The 14,746-nt window shown below is 65.8% G+C and carries 11 protein-coding genes; 4 read left to right on the top strand and 7 right to left on the bottom strand.

The window, feature by feature from the left end; translation table 11 throughout:
• Window positions 1–36 precede the first annotated feature (36 nt).
• The 4 genes from AC16HO_RS11120 to AC16HO_RS11135 all read right to left on the bottom strand — a co-directional run bounded on the left by AC16HO_RS11120 (window position 37) and on the right by AC16HO_RS11135 (window position 3,081).
• The gene (locus tag AC16HO_RS11120) at window positions 37–666 is read right to left on the bottom strand and encodes a YceI family protein (RefSeq protein WP_395643282.1); all 630 of its coding nucleotides are present in this window, start codon (window positions 664–666) and stop codon (window positions 37–39) included.
• 44 nt (window positions 667–710) lie between these two features.
• Entirely contained in the window at window positions 711–1,175 is a 465-nt protein-coding gene (locus tag AC16HO_RS11125; protein WP_395643281.1) for a SixA phosphatase family protein, read from the bottom strand.
• 70 nt (window positions 1,176–1,245) lie between these two features.
• Window positions 1,246–1,878 carry a nucleotide-binding protein gene (locus AC16HO_RS11130; protein ID WP_395643280.1) on the bottom strand — a complete coding sequence of 211 codons (633 nt, stop codon included), beginning with the start codon at window positions 1,876–1,878 and terminating at the stop codon, window positions 1,246–1,248.
• A 57-nt stretch (window positions 1,879–1,935) separates the two neighbouring features.
• Entirely contained in the window at window positions 1,936–3,081 is a 1,146-nt protein-coding gene (locus AC16HO_RS11135) for a hypothetical protein (RefSeq protein WP_395643279.1), read from the bottom strand.
• Window positions 3,082–3,246: 165 nt separating this feature from the next.
• Between AC16HO_RS11135 and AC16HO_RS11140 the strand changes: the two genes are divergently transcribed.
• The gene (locus AC16HO_RS11140) at window positions 3,247–3,561 is read left to right on the top strand and encodes a PGPGW domain-containing protein (protein WP_395643278.1); all 315 of its coding nucleotides are present in this window, start codon (window positions 3,247–3,249) and stop codon (window positions 3,559–3,561) included.
• 6 nt (window positions 3,562–3,567) lie between these two features.
• On the opposite strand, the gene AC16HO_RS11145 is transcribed toward AC16HO_RS11140, so the two are convergent.
• Both AC16HO_RS11145 and speE read right to left on the bottom strand, forming a co-directional pair.
• Complete coding sequence (locus AC16HO_RS11145) at window positions 3,568–4,734, bottom strand: hypothetical protein (protein ID WP_395643277.1); 1,167 nt, start codon at window positions 4,732–4,734, stop codon at window positions 3,568–3,570.
• A 75-nt stretch (window positions 4,735–4,809) separates the two neighbouring features.
• Window positions 4,810–5,664 carry a polyamine aminopropyltransferase gene (gene speE / locus AC16HO_RS11150; protein WP_395643276.1) on the bottom strand — a complete coding sequence of 285 codons (855 nt, stop codon included), beginning with the start codon at window positions 5,662–5,664 and terminating at the stop codon, window positions 4,810–4,812.
• Window positions 5,665–5,896: 232 nt separating this feature from the next.
• Between speE and AC16HO_RS11155 the strand changes: the two genes are divergently transcribed.
• Both AC16HO_RS11155 and AC16HO_RS11160 read left to right on the top strand, forming a co-directional pair.
• Entirely contained in the window at window positions 5,897–8,779 is a 2,883-nt protein-coding gene (locus tag AC16HO_RS11155; protein WP_395643275.1) for a TonB-dependent receptor domain-containing protein, read from the top strand.
• A 295-nt stretch (window positions 8,780–9,074) separates the two neighbouring features.
• Complete coding sequence (locus AC16HO_RS11160; RefSeq protein WP_484335436.1) at window positions 9,075–10,856, top strand: sulfotransferase family protein; 1,782 nt, start codon at window positions 9,075–9,077, stop codon at window positions 10,854–10,856.
• On the opposite strand, the gene AC16HO_RS11165 is transcribed toward AC16HO_RS11160, so the two are convergent.
• Window positions 10,853–12,694, bottom strand: a complete 1,842-nt coding sequence (locus AC16HO_RS11165) for a sulfotransferase (RefSeq protein ID WP_395643273.1) — start codon at window positions 12,692–12,694, stop codon at window positions 10,853–10,855. The genes AC16HO_RS11160 and AC16HO_RS11165 overlap by 4 nt on opposite strands.
• Before the next feature lie 157 nt (window positions 12,695–12,851).
• Here AC16HO_RS11165 and speA point away from each other — a divergent pair, with 157 nt between their 5' ends.
• On the top strand, window positions 12,852–14,735 hold the full coding sequence (gene speA, locus AC16HO_RS11170; RefSeq protein WP_395643426.1) for an arginine decarboxylase: 1,884 nt from the start codon (window positions 12,852–12,854) through the stop codon (window positions 14,733–14,735).
• Window positions 14,736–14,746 lie beyond the last annotated feature (11 nt).

Raw genomic sequence — 14,746 nt, forward strand, 5'->3', positions numbered from 1 at the left:
TGCAAATCCGTGTCAAGCGTTCTCGAGCCGGGCCCATCACGGCTGCCTGTCGCCTGGCATGGGGCGGGTCGCGATCGAGAAACTCAGTTCGACCTTGTCGGACAGCGTGCCGCGGCGCGAGCTCATACCGAAGTCGCTGCGGCGGATGCTGCCCTGGGCTTCGACCGGGCAGTCGTCGCCACTCGCCGCCGGGCAGTCGGGCTTGACCAGTTCGAAGCGCACGCGTTTGCTCATCCCGCGCAGGGTGAGCACGCCGTCGACGTCGCCGCCCGCCTGCAGGCGCTGAAGCGGAATCGCATCGGAGACGAACGTGATTTGCGGATAGTGTGCGGCATCGAAGAATTCGGCGGACTTGACCCATTGTTCGTGGTTGCGGTTGCGCATCGCGACGATGCGCGCGTCGATCTGCGCCTCCACCGTCGCTGCATTGCGGAAATGGTCGATCGTGATCATGCCGCGCACGCTGCCGAAGCGACCGTGTACGCCGACGAGCCAGAGCACCTTCACCTCGAAGTCGACATGCGAGCGCGTGGGGTCCAGCGCGAGGTACTGAAAGCGTTCCGCGGCGCCGGCGGCGGCGACGAGGCCAAGCAGCAGCCCGGCGAGCGCGGCGTGGACCGCGACCATCCGCCTGCGCCGCGGTGCCGGTGTGGGGCTTGTCGTCATGCCTGGCGCGACCTGCGGCGGACAGGATGGCCAGGGTCGCTCGCTCAGGGCGCCCAGAACGCCTTGAGCCGACCCGCGCCGGGTTCGACCGTATCGCCGAGTTCGATCCAGGCGACCCCTCCCGGCGGCATGCCGCGGAAGTCGCCGGACTGGCCGGTGGTCAGCAGCGCGACCACGGTTTCAAAGCCCGGATTGTGGCCGACCAGGAGCAGGCGTTCGGCGCCGGCATGCTCGTCGATCAACGCGATCAACTCGCCCGCGGTCGCCTCATAGATGCGCGGTTCGCTCACCGCGCCGACCTCGCCGAGCGCATGCTCCAGCGTTTGCCGCGTGCGCCGTGCCGGCGAACAGAGCACGCGCGTGGGCAGCGCCCGGTGACTGTGCAGCCAGGCGCCGGCGCCCTCGGCTTCGGCGATGCCGCGTGCTGACAACGCGCGCTGCGCGTCGTCCTCGCCCGGTTTCGCGCTCTCGGCGTGGGCATGGCGCAGCAGGATCAGTTCTCGGGTCATGCCAGGATCTGCTTGTACGAAGGTCGATGGAAGGAGGGCGATCGGGAAGGCATGGTGCCGCGGGCGGGGCTCAGCCGAGCTTCTTCAGCCAGCGCAGCAGCTTGTTCCAGTCTTCCTGGTGCGAGCGCGCGGCTTCGGAGGCATAGTCGAAGATGCTCCTGCCGAGGCCGGCCATCAGCACGTAGCCCTGCGAATCGCGGATCTGCGCCACGACCGGGAACGGCAGCGCCTTCATCTCCTCGAGCGCGAGTTGCGAGGCCGTGGTCCACGGCTTGAGCCGGTTGGCGACGATGCCGACCGCGACCTTGCCGCGCTTGACCCGTGCCAGCGCGGCGACGCCGTCGATGAAATGCTGGCTCGCTTCGAGGTCGAAGCGCGAGGGCAGTATCGGAATCAGCACGGCATCGATGTCGTCGAGGAAGGCGTCGACGTCCTGCGGCCGGATCGCCGCCGGCGCATCGACGATCAGGCGCTGGGTGCCCTTGGGTACATGCGAGCGCCAGTCCGCGCGCGTGCCGGCGAGTGGCAGCACCGGCGTGCTGTAGCCGGCGCGCTTCTCGCACCAGCTTTGGCTGGAACCCTGGCGGTCGGCGTCGACGAGCAGCGTATTCTTGCCGTCCTGCGCGTAGTGCGCGGCGAGATTGGTCGCCACCGTGGACTTGCCGCAACCACCTTTCGAATTGGCCACCAGAATCTTCAGCATCGCGCTACTCCTGGGCAACAATCGTCGCGCAAGAGTACACGGCGACCCGCACTCCGGCTAGGGCTGCCCGGGTGCTGCGGGGGGTAATGCAGGGGCGGCCGATGGATCGGGCGCAGTCGCCGCCGGCGTCGGCTGCCAGTCGCCCGGCGGGTCGGTGCGCTGTTTTTGTCCGCGCAGGAAGACGATCAACGCGGCGGCCGCATCCGGCTCTTTCTCCAGCGCCTCGACGTAGGCCTGGGCGAGCGCGGGTTCGCGCGAGAAGCGTGCGGACAGCTCCATGAACTTCTCTTTCTGCCACGCGGCCGCGCGCCGGCGCGCTCCCATCACGTCCTTGTCGACACCCGGTTGCAGCAGCGCTTCCTCGATCGCAAAGCCGATACCCTGGGCGACGAAGGTGCCGCCGGCCTCGAGCTTGCGTGCCACCGCGACGCAGTCGGCCACCGTGGCGTCGTCCTTGGCTGCGTCGGACATGGTGCAGAACTGATGCAGGCCTTGCAGCGGTTGCGGCAGGAACGCGCTCGCGATCGAGGTCGCGAAATTGATCCGCGCGCTTTCCGAGCTCAGGCCGAGCGCGGTGATTTCCTTGGGTACCGGCAGGATCTCGAGGGCGTGATAGAGCGCGGCGACGTCGGTGCCCCAATAGTCGTCGTAGCGCTGTGTTTGCGCCATGCGCGCGACGCTGGCGCGCTGCATCTCGGCGTTGCCTTCGGGCCAGGACAGCAGCCAGACCGCGGTGTTGTCCGCATCGATGCCCTGCAACGTCTTCAGCGCTGCGGGATCGGCGCAGCCCGGCTGGTCCAGGCAGGCGTTCGACGCCGCGATCCAGAGCACGAGCGGGTCCTGCGGACCGAGTTCGAGCGCGCGCTTGACCAGTGCCGGCGTCTTCTTCAGCGCCGAGCGCGAGGGGTCCTTCCGGTCGGGCGCGGCGAACTGCGCCGCGGCGATCTGCCGGCGCGCGTCGCCGCTCAGCGCGAGCAGATTGATCAGGTCGTGGCGGAACAGCTTGAACGTCGCGTCTTCGGCCGGCGCCGTCGACGCTGGCGCCACCTTCTTCTCCGTGGCGGCTTTCGCCGGTGTGGCCTTCTTCGCCGGCGCGGCCGCGGTCTTGGGCGCCGCCGCGGCATTCTGCGCGACGACGATCGGGGCGTGGCCCGCGCCGGCCACGGCACAGGCGGCGAGAATCAGGGTTGTGAAGCGAGACATGGCCGTCCTCTTCAAATCGATACGTCGGTCCAGTGTAACCGCATGCCGGCAGTCCTCGCGGCAGGCGGTTCAGCTTGCGTCCATCGAAAGCGGATAGGGCCTCGGGGACTTGAACTTCGCCGACCGCGACGGCATCAGAGTCGGATTCCCTCAGGCGGAGCGGACATGTTCGACTGGCTGCGCATGCATTTCCGCGCATTCCTCGCCGCACGCAGCGGCACACGTTTCCGCCGCCGGCATCGGCGGCGGCAGGCGCGCCCGCACCTCGTGCGCACGGTTTTCGCGGTGATCGGCGGCGTGCTCCTGCTCCTCGTCGGCATCGTCATGCTGGTGACGCCGGGGCCGGGGCTGCTGGTCATGGCCATCGGCGCGGCGCTGATCGCCGGCGAATCGCAGCTCATCGCGCGCCTGCTCGACCGCTTCGATTTCTGCGCCAGCGCGAACTGGGCGCGCTGGCGGGCGCGGCGTTCCGAAAAGTGAGTCCGCTTATGGCGCAGGTGGCGCTCGGTTCGACTTCGGCGTGAGCGCGGTTTCATCGGCGCGCAGGCGCTCGGCGGAGAAGGGCGAACGCGTATCGATCCAATCCGCGGGCGGCTCGGTTGGCAGGCCTTCGCGCACGAGTTCGCGGCGCATGGCCTCCAGTTCGTTGCCGGTGGCATTCTGATCGTCCACGCGTGCGATCAGCTTTGCTGCGGACGGCAATCGGCTGGTGTCGGCGTAGAGTCCGATGGATTTTTCCCAAATCCAGTCTTGGGCGCGCGCAAGCCGCACGTCGTCATCGTTGTAGGCGTGGGTGACACGCAGCAGGGTGAAGCCGATACGATTGGCGACCAGGGTATTGCCCTTCGCCGCCATCGTGCGACCGGTCTTCGCGCAGTCGCCGATGCGCGCGGCGCCGGGCTGGAAGTCGGCGCGCGGCTTGCACGCATTGGCCAAGGATTGATACGCCGGCAACGGCATCGCTGCGACGATGGCAACGCTTGCGAAGTAAGGCCAGGATTCGCGGGTCAGCGATTCCGTCCCCGGCGTGGACTGGGCGGACGACGCGAGCGCGAAGTATTCATCCGGCGGTGGATTGCGTTTGAACACCTCGATCAGCGCCTTTTGCGCATCGTACCAATGCTCGTCCGTGTACGTGCTTGCCGCCATGTGGCGCATCGCTTCGTCGATTGCGCCCGCATCGTGAAGTTGCGCCGCGCGCATCAGCGCGTACATCCACACGCTGGCGTTGCCGGCTTCGATGGCTTGCAGACGGGTCAGTGCGTCTGCATCCGCAACGGCCGATGCGGAACGGGCGGAGGACTGCGACAACACGATCCACTGCACGAGGGCATCGCCGGGAGCGTCAGCGGCGCGCGTGTGGAGCGACCGGGCGAGTTCCGTTTGCGCGCCGGTGATCAGGGATGCCAGCGCCCAGTCGCGCGGGTCGGCGCTGGCGCCCAGCGTCTGCGCGAGCTTGGCGCGGTATGTTTTGTCGATTTCGTTCAGTCGTGCGGATTCGGGATCGGCCGCCGGGTCGGTCTGGCCGGTTTGCCCGGCGGCATCGCCGGTTGCCGCTGATGGAGCGCCTTCGGCCCACGCTGGACTGAGTTCGCCCGTGCCTGCGAGCAGGCTCGCGCCCGACACCAGCAACGAAAAAACCCGCTTGCGCATACACGCTCCCGAACCGATGTGGAAACCGCGACAGCACAACATACCTTGCGTGATCGTGATGGGCGCCGCTGAAAATCACCCGAACGCGCGCTTGAGAAACTCCGGCTGCGCCAGTGCGGTCTTGTGCATGTCGAGGTTGTAGTACTGGGTCGCGAACGGTTTCGCGGCGGCGGCGGCCTCGCGGAACGAGTCGAGCTTGCCGCGCTTGCGCGCCATCGTGCCGCTCCACCAGCCGGACGGATAGCAGGGTTGCGGGAAGCAGATCGTTTGCAGCGACTCGAAGCCGGCGGTGGTCAGCGCGTTGCGGATGTCGGTGAGCAGCGGCAGGTGCGCGAGCGGCGATTCGCTCTGCTGCACGAGGATGCCATCCGGACGCAGCGCCGTGAGACACGTCTTGTAGAACGCCGCATTGAACAGGCCTTCGGCCGGACCGATCGGGTCGGTCGAGTCGATGATGATGATGTCGAGCGATTCGGGCCTGGCCTTGGCCATCCACTGGATGCCGTCGATGAACAGCAACTGCGCGCGCGGGTCGTGGTTGGATTCGCACAGTTCGGGAAAATACTGCTCGGCGAGGCGGGTCACGCGCTCGTCGATCTCGACCTGGATCGCACTTTCGACCGACTTGTGGCGAAGCACTTCGCGCAGCGTGCCGCAGTCGCCGCCGCCGATGATGACGACGTTCTTCGGGCTCGCATGCGTGTACAGCGCCGGGTGCGACATCATCTCGTGGTAGAAGAAATTGTCGCGCGTGGTGACCATCATGCAACCGTCGATGGTCATCAGCTTGCCCCAGTCGGTCGTGTCGTAGATCGCGATCGTCTGGAACGGCGTCTTTTCCTCATGCAGCTTTTTCGTCACGCGGAAGCCGATCGAGGAGCCGGAATACTCGTGCTCTTCGTTGAGCCAGAAAGTGTGTGCGTTCGACATGGGCGTTCCGCGGGAAAAAGGGGAGGGGCGCGATTGTAGCCATCGGTTCGCCGACGCGGAACTACGTCGGCGACGGGCCCAAACAAGCGTTCGATTGTTACGCTGGCTTTACAAGTCATTTCCTGCAAGGATATTTCCGGGGTAGGGAATAACAATCCAAAAATCTCATCGGTGGCTCCCGTCGTGCAGGGGGGCCGTTCATTGCTGTTGCGCCACTAATTCGGGAGTGATCATGCGTACGAAACAGAATTCCTTGTCGCGGGCGGTGCGGTTGGCGTTGTCTCTTGGATTGGTGTCCAGCGCGGCCGTCATACATGCGCAGGACGCGAATCAGGACAACAACAAGACCGCGCCGCCGAAGGAAACCAAAACCCTCCAGGCCATCGAGGTAACCGGGTCGCTGATCCGCCGCGTCGATACGGAAACCGCCAGTCCCGTGGTGACGCTGAGTCGTCAGGCGCTGACCGACAACGGCAATCCAACCTTGGGCAACGTGCTGCAGGCCCTGCCGAGTTTTGGGGGCTTCGCCACCAATCCCACAAACAACAGCAACGGCGGTGGCGTTGCCAGCCCCACACTGGAAGGTGGCGACGGCGCCTCGCGCATCTCGCTGCGCGGACTGGGCGATCAACGCACCTTGATGCTGGTCGATGGCCATCGCCTGGCCAATGCCGACATCAACATGCTGCCCGCGAACATGATCGAACGGGTCGACGTGCTCGCTTCGGGAGCCACCACGGCCTACGGTTCCGACGCGATCGGCGGCGTGGCCAATTTCATCCTGCGCAAGGATTTCAGCGGAATCGAAGTCAGTGTCAACGGCGGCTATTCGCCGGTTGAGGACTGGTCGCAGTCAAGCGAAGGAAAGAAGTTCATAAAAGATCGATACGGCATTGCCTATCCTCCCGACGGTAACGGCGCGCGCCGTGGCATCGAACTGACGGTCGGCGCGACAGGCGATCAGGGCAACATCGTCGGTGGCCTCAATTACAACAAGTACAGCCCGATGCTCGCTCCGGCGCGCAAATTCTCCGCCTTCCAGTACTACCTGTACAGCTCGGGCCTGCAAGGGCCGGTCGGTTCGTCCAACGTCCCGACGGGCAGGATCACCCTTCCCTCCGGCGATCCGTTGGCTGTTCAGCGCGGGTGCAAAACGCTCACGCGCGGCTCGGGCGACGGCACGTCACTCAGCGACTACCGCTGCCTGGTCAACAGCGATAAATTCAACTACGCCGCCTACAACTACATTCAGACCAAACAGGAGCGCACGAACGCGTTCCTGCTCGGAAATTACAAGATCACGGACTCGCTGACCTACTACGTCGATTTCTTCTACAACCACACCTCGTCGGCCGGACAGGACGGGCCGGCGATCGCCAGCACGGGCGACGGCTGGATGGTGCCAGCCAGCAACAAGTTCAATCCGTTCGGCGTGACGTTCTGCAACACCGCGTTCCCGAGCTGCCCGAAGGATGTCACCACCTACGCATTGTCCATGCGTCTGACCGGTGCGGGCACGCGCCTGCACAGCTTCGGCTCCACCAACATCGACTTGATCACCGGCCTCAAGGGCACGATCGGCGACACCGGCTGGTTCTGGGACGCCGACATCAACTACGGCCACGCGACGCGCAACCAGACGAACTTCCACGAACCCAACGTCGCCGGTTTCCAGAAGGCCATCGACGACGGCGGCAACCCATTCGTGCAGTCCACCCTGCCGGTGTCGGTCACCAACAACCCGCAGTACGACAAGACGCTTAGCAACAAGGAGGCCTCGTTCAGCATCTCCGGCGATCTGTTCCAGATGGCCGCTGGTCCGGCACAGTTGTCGGCCGGCGTGCTGTACCGCAAACAGTCGATGGACTACCAGGTGACCAGCGATGCGATCCTCGACCTGTCGACCATGAGTTGCGCAGTTTCCGCCGAAGCCTGCGGCTCGCCCGGCAGCGGCAGCTTCGACGTGAAGGAATTGTTCGGCGAGGCCCTGTTCCCGCTGCTCGCCGACGCACCGTTTGCCAAGTCGTTGAACCTCGATGTCGGCGTGCGCTATTCCGACTACAACATCACCGGCTCCACCACCAACTGGAAGGTCGCACTCGAATACAAGCCGGTCGAGGATTTGCTGGTGCGCGGCACCGCCACCCAGGTATTCCGTTCGCCCAACGCGGACGAGCTGTTCGACGGCCCGACACTCACCAACCCGACCAACACCGATTTCTGCCAGAACCAGACGGCGGCCTTCCTCGCCGCGCATCCGAACGGCTGCCAATATGTGCCGCCCGGCTATGCGCCGCCTGGCGGCGGCGGCCAGATCTCCGCCTTGTACGAGGGCGGTGCGGTGGCGGGCCTGAAGCTCAAGCCCGAGCATGGCAAATCGTTCGACTTGGGCTTCGTCTACTCGCCGAGCTGGGCGGAAGGCTTGTCCACCACGCTCGATTTCTGGCACATCTCGCTCAGCGACCTGCTCACGCCGCTATCGTCGTCGACGGTGTTCGAAACCTGCAAGGGCAACGACGCCAGCCCCTACTGCGCACTGATCCATCGCAACCCTGCCGGTGCCGACAAGGGCGGCATCTATTACGTCGCCACTTCGGAAGTCAACCTCGGCACGCTCAGCACGAGCGGGGTCGACTTCAACGTGAGCTACCTGCTGCCGGAAGTCGCCGTGCCGGGCCGCTTCAGGGTGGGATTCGAAACCACCTACACGAACAGCTTCAACGTGGACATCCCCGGCGCATCGAGTGCGAACTATGCGGGCACCTACACTACGCAATGGGGCAACCTCTCGCGCCTGCGCGCCACGGTGACGCTGAACTGGAAGTACGACAACTGGTCGGCGCAGTGGCAGACGCGTTATATCAAAGGCCTGACCGTGCTCGGCGCCTATGTCGACACCGGCACCGGCACCGATCCGAAACCGTCGATCACCTACAACTCGGTCAAGGTGGGCTATACCATCCCGGCGTGGCACACCTCGTTCGACCTGGGCATCGACAACGTGTTCAATCGCCAGCCGGTGCTGATCTACAACGGGATGAACTTCAACGTGGATACGGCGACCTACGACGTGATGGGTCGCTATGTCTGGGGCCGCGCGACGGTGAAATTCTAGGCAAGCGCAGCTTTTCAGGCGATCGGAAGAAAAAAGCGGGGACGTGCCCCCCGCTTTTTCTTGAGAAGGGCGGCCAAGAACGGTCGCCCTTTGATTTTCGCCATCAAGGACCAGGGTATGAGCCGGCACCATCGCCCCTGGCGATCCCCTGCGGCTTGTCGCTGACGCGATGTCAAAAATCGTTCCAGACGTTTTTTTGTTGCATGATGCAAAAATGGCTTCCGGAACATCCCAACAGCGCGCGGCGCCGGACCCGGTCTCGACCCGCATTGCCGCAGCTTTCCACGCAGGCGACATGGAACAGGTCGTCGCGCTCGCAGCGACGATTCACGCAAGAAACGACGGCGTGCTGCTCATGCACGGGCTGGCCTTGCACGCTTTGCGGCGCAACGGCGAGGCTGTCGCCATGTTGCGTCAGTTGGTGCAATCGAGGCCCGGTGTGCCCGAATACTGGAACAACCTCGGCGTCGTGGCCCGCGAGGTGGCTGACTTCGGCGAGGCCGAGCACGCTTGCCGGCGCGCCATCGAGCTGGCCCCACACGACGCGCAGTTCCGCTACAACCTCGGCCTGCTGTACGCGCAGCAGCAACGCTGGCCTGAAGCGCGGGACAGCCAGTTCGAAGCCGTGCGCCTCGCGCCGGGCTTCGTCGACGCGCGCCTGCAGGGAGCGCTGGCCTGCCATACCTGCGGCGACGTGCCCGGCGAGGGTGAAATGCTGCAAGGCGTCGCGCAGTGGCCGCCGCAGCTCGCGGAGCAGGCGTTGATGCTGGCCGACATCCTGACCGAGCGCGGCGAGGCGGACATGGCGCTCAGCGTGCTCGAGAAGGCCGCCTTGCCGCCGGATGCCGAAGGCGCAGCGCGCATGGCGCAGCGCTTCGCTGCGCAGCGCAGCCGGTTGTTCGAGCGCAGCAACCGGCTTGCCGAAGCACAGGCCGAATTGGCAAAGATTGCGCTGGACGCATTACCGGATACCGATTCCGATGTAGCCAACGAGATCATGCGGGCGCAAGCCCAACTGCTGGCGCATCAAGGCGACCATGCAGGTGCAGCCGGGTTGTGGCAGGCGATGCTGGATCGCGCGCAGACGCCGCAAGCGCGAGCTGGCGCCGCCTTCGGTCTCGCCGCCGCGCTCGACAAGCTGCGGCGCCCCGGCGAAGCCTTGGTCGCCATTCGCCTGGCCCACGCCGCGCAGCTCGAAACCCTGCGCCATATCGCACCGCGGGTGATCGAGGACGAGAGTCGCTCGCTGCCGATGGCCACGCAGCGCGTCACGCACCGCGAACACGACGCCTGGAGCACGCTGCCGCCGCCTGCGCAAAGCCCGGTTTTCATCGTTGGCTTCCCGCGCTCGGGCACCACGCTGCTCGAGCAGATGATCGACGCCCATCCTGAATTTCGTTCGATGGACGAGCGTGCTTTCGTCTACGAGCTGATCGAGCGCATGGAAAACGCCGGGCAGCCCTATCCTGCGGGGCTGGCCAACCTCACGTTCGAGGAGACGCGCATGCTGCGCCAGGTCTACGCTGGCTTGGTGGACCAGGTGGTGCCCGATCTCGGCACGCGGCGGTTGGTGGACAAGAATCCGCTCAACATGCTCGCCCTGCCGATGATCCTGCGCCTCTATCCCGAGGCGCGCATCATCCTGTGCCTGCGCCATCCCTGCGACGTGATCCTCTCCTGCTACATGCTGCCGTTCCGCTCGCCGCCGTTCGCGGCGCTGTGTTCCTCGCTGCCGCGCCTGGCGCGCGGGTACGTGGCGGCTTTCGAGCAGTGGTTCGCGCACGCCGAGGTGTTCGCGCCGCGCGTGCTGGAATGGCGCTACGAATCGGTGGTCGAGCGCTTCGACGAACATGTGCTGCGCCTCGGCCACTTCCTCGGCATCGCGGACACCGAGCCGCTGAAGCGCTATGCCGAACACGCGAGAAACAAGGGCTACATCAGCACGCCGAGCTATACGCAGGTCACCCAAGGCATCAGCCGCAGGTCGGTCGACCGCTGGCACGCCTACCGCGAGGCCTTCGAAGCGGTGCTGCCGATCTTGAAGCCGATGCTGGAGCGGCTCGGTTACGAGGTCTAGAAGCTAGCCTGCTTCTCGAAATCGGTCAGCGCCGCGTCGGTGCGCGCGATCGTCTCGGCCAACCCCGGCAGCACGAATTGGATGGCTGCCTCGTGCTTGCGCCACTTGTCCGCCTGCGGCGGCGAAAGTGTGTAGCGCGACAGCGGCAGGCCGGCGTCGAGCGGACGATCCCAAACAAAATCGAGCTCCGCGCACAATCGCGCGACCTCACCGGCCGGATTGGCGAGCAGCGCGGCGTAACGCGCCACATGCACGCGTGCCGGCGGCAGTTCGGCGAGATCATCGAGCATGCAGCGCAGGGTCGCGTCCCACTGCGCGGCGACGATCTCGGGCAAGGGCCGGCCGGCAAGATCGCGCCAACCCGGCACGAGCAGCAGCGACCAGGGCGGCCCCGGCCAGCCGGGCAATTGCGGATAGGTGCGGAAGCGGCCGGATTGCCAGGCTTCGATCATGCTCGCCAGCGTCTCGCGCACGTCGCGGTGCAGGAAGACGAATTCCGCTTCGGGGAACATGCGCGCCAGGAACGCAATGCGCAGCGCGTTCTTCGGCGTCTTTTCGAGCAGGCGCAGCGGCAGGCCGTACGGCGGCCCGCCGTCGCGGTCGACCAGTTCGGCGCGGAAACGCGCACGCAGGGTCGCGCTCACGGCAGGCGTCGCTGCGGCGGCGTCGAGCCGGTTGGAAGCGAATCCCGTCAGCACCGGATTGAGCGCATCGATGCCCTCGATCAGGCGGTGGCTTTCGTCGCCGATCGTGAAGACGTTGCCGGCGCGTGCGAGCGTCTCGAACAGCAGCGTGGAGCCGGAACGCGGTGCGGAGACGATGAACACGGGCCGCCGGAATTCCGCATCCGTACCGACTCGTTCCGCCTGCGGCCGCGCGCGCGTGACCGGACGCATCGACGCCACACCGTTCGACAATCCGGCGCGCACCACGATGGTTTCCAGTGGCGCCGCCAAATTGAGCGAATTGCGTAATGAAATGTCCTGCGCGTAGCGCCGGATCGCGCCGCGGTATTCCGCGAGCACCGGTTCGTACAGCTCGCGCGCCGCCGCGCTGTCGCCGTACTGCGCCCATAGCGCCTGCCAGCGGTGCAGGAAGTGCATCGAAGCCTGCTGCACCTGCGGCAGATTCGGATGCGGTTCTGCCTCGGCAAGCAGGAAGGCGATGTGCGTGCGTGCCTCCCACGGACTCATCACGCCGGGCAAGTTGAACGACTCGCAGGCAAGCGCGGGCCGCGCCGCCGCATCGGGGGAAAGCAACGGCGCGTTCCAGCTCCCGGCACGCACGTCGTGCGGACGGCCGCGTGCGACCATCTCCCAGAAACCGTCGCCGCCGACCGTGTCAACGACCAGATGGATGCGCGAATCCTCGGCGCCGTTGACGACCTTGTGCATGCGCCAGGTGTCGAAGATCCAGCACTCGCCCGCAGCCATGTGCACGGCGGCGTCGCCGCAATGGAACACCACCGTCGGCCTAGTCGCGATCGGCACGTGCACGCGCAGGCGTTCGACCCAGTAGTAGGCCTGATCGACGTGCGGCGACACCTCGGCGTGCCCGGACAGGCGCATCAGGCGCGTGCGTCCCAGCACGGTACCGAGTGCGGCCAGCGTCTGGCGCAGATACGGCAGGCGTTCGAGCAGTGGCGTCGGCCGCATCGGTCCCTCGAGGCCCTCGTTGTCCGGATCGCCGTTGAGCGCGATCAAGGGCAGTGCCGAATTGCCGTGGAATCCCTGCGGATGCGCGATCCACTCCGCCTCGTCGACTGTCGCGACCTCGGCGGCCAGCGCCGCTGCGTCGAACCGGATCGGCAACTGGACGAACGGGAATTGCAGTTTCACGGAAAGGAGCGGCCACGGTGCGGAAAAGACGGATTCTACTTCAGGCAGCCGCTCAAGCCGTTTTGCGGCGATTGCATGATTGCAGCCGGGCGTAGCGAATATGACTCGCCCACATCGCTACAATAAGCGCGTTTTCGCATCTTGCTGGAGCAAAACCATAGTGAGCTGGACCACCGATGCCGCGCGCGCGCAGTACGCGATCGCGCACTGGGGCGAGGGCTATTTCGACGTCGATGAACGTGGCGACCTTATCGTGCGTCCGCGCGGTGCCGACGGCCCGGCGTTCAGTCTGCCGGCGATCGTCGATGCGGCGCGCGTGAAGGGCGCGCGCCTGCCGCTGCTGGTGCGCTTCGCCGACATCCTGCGCCATCGTCTGTCGCGCCTGCAGGGCGCGTTCGCCAAGGCAATGAAGGAATGGGACTACGCCGGCGGCTACAGCGCGGTTTACCCGGTCAAGGTCAATCAGCAAAAAGGCGTGGCCGGCGAACTGGCGCAGGCTGGCGGCGCGGGCTTCGGCCTCGAAGCCGGCTCCAAACCCGAGTTGATGGCCGTGCTCGCGCTCGCCCATCCGGGCAGCATCGTGATCTGCAACGGCTACAAGGATCGCGAATACCTGCGCCTCGCGCTGATCGGGCGCAAGCTCGGCTTGCGCGTGTTCATCGTCATCGAGAAACCCTCGGAACTCAAACCCGCGCTCGAAGAAGCAAAAGCGCTCGGCGTCGATCCGCTGTTCGGCGTGCGCATGCGCCTGACCAGCCTCGGCGCGGGCAAATGGCAGAACACCGGTGGCGAGAAATCCAAGTTCGGCCTGACGCCGCGGCAACTGCTTACGCTGATCGACGAACTCAAGGCGACCGGTCTTACCAACTCGCTGCAACTGCTGCACGTGTTCATGGGTTCGCAGATTTCCAATGTGCGCGACATCGCCAGCGGCATGCGCGAGGCCTCGCGCTATTTCGTCGAGCTGTGCAAGCTCGGCGTGCCGGTGCGTTACGTCGATGTCGGCGGCGGTCTCGGCGTCGACTACGAAGGCACGCGCTCGCGCTCGGCCTGCTCGATCAACTATGGCCTCGACCAGTACGCTTCGACCATCGTCGAGCCGCTCGCGCAGGCCTGCGCCGAGCACGGTTTCGCACCGCCGCACGTGATCAGCGAAACCGGCCGCGCGATGACCGCACACCACGCCGTGCTCGTCACCAATGTCAGCGACATCGAACGCGCCCCTGAAGGCCGCATTCCGCCGCGCGACGCGGACGAACCGGTCGCGCTGCGCCGCCTGCGCGAGATCCATACCGAGATCGGCGAGCGTTCGGTGATCGAGCTGTACCACGAGGCGCAACATCAATGGAGCGAAGCGCACGCGCTGTTCGCGCTCGGCCAGCTCACGCTGCGCCAGCGCGCACGCACCGACGATCTGTACTACGCCATCGTCACCGCGCTGCGCCAGCGCCTCAAGCCCGAGGAGCGCGCGCACCGGCAGGCGCTCGATGAGTTGAACGAGAAACTCGTCGACAAGTATTTCGTCAACTTCTCGATCTTCGAATCGATTCCCGACTCGTGGGCGATCGACCAGATCTTCCCGATCGTGCCGATCGCCGGCCTCGACCGCGCGCCCGACCGCCGTGCCGTGATCGCCGACCTGACCTGCGACTCCGACGGCCGCATCGACGACTACGTCGACGCCGATGGTGTCGACGTCAGCCTGCCCGTGCACGCGCCGCGCGAGGGCGAAGCCTATCGTCTCGGCATCTTCCTCGTTGGCGCGTACCAGGAAGCCCTGGGCGATATCCACAACCTGTTCGGCGACACCGACGCGGTCAACGTGCGCCTCAGCGCCGACGGTGGCTACGAGTTCTCGCACCTGCGCCGCGGCGACACCACCGACCTGATGCTCGACTATGTCGGCTACGACCTCGCCGCGCTGCGCACGGAATACGCGAACAAGATTGCGCGCGCAGGCATTGCGGGCGGCGAAGCCGAGCGGTTGAGCGTCGCACTCGAAGCGGGACTGACGGGCTACACGTATTTGGCGGAAGACTGATCGAGACGAGC

The sequence above is a fragment of the Rudaea sp. genome (assembly GCF_057139185.1).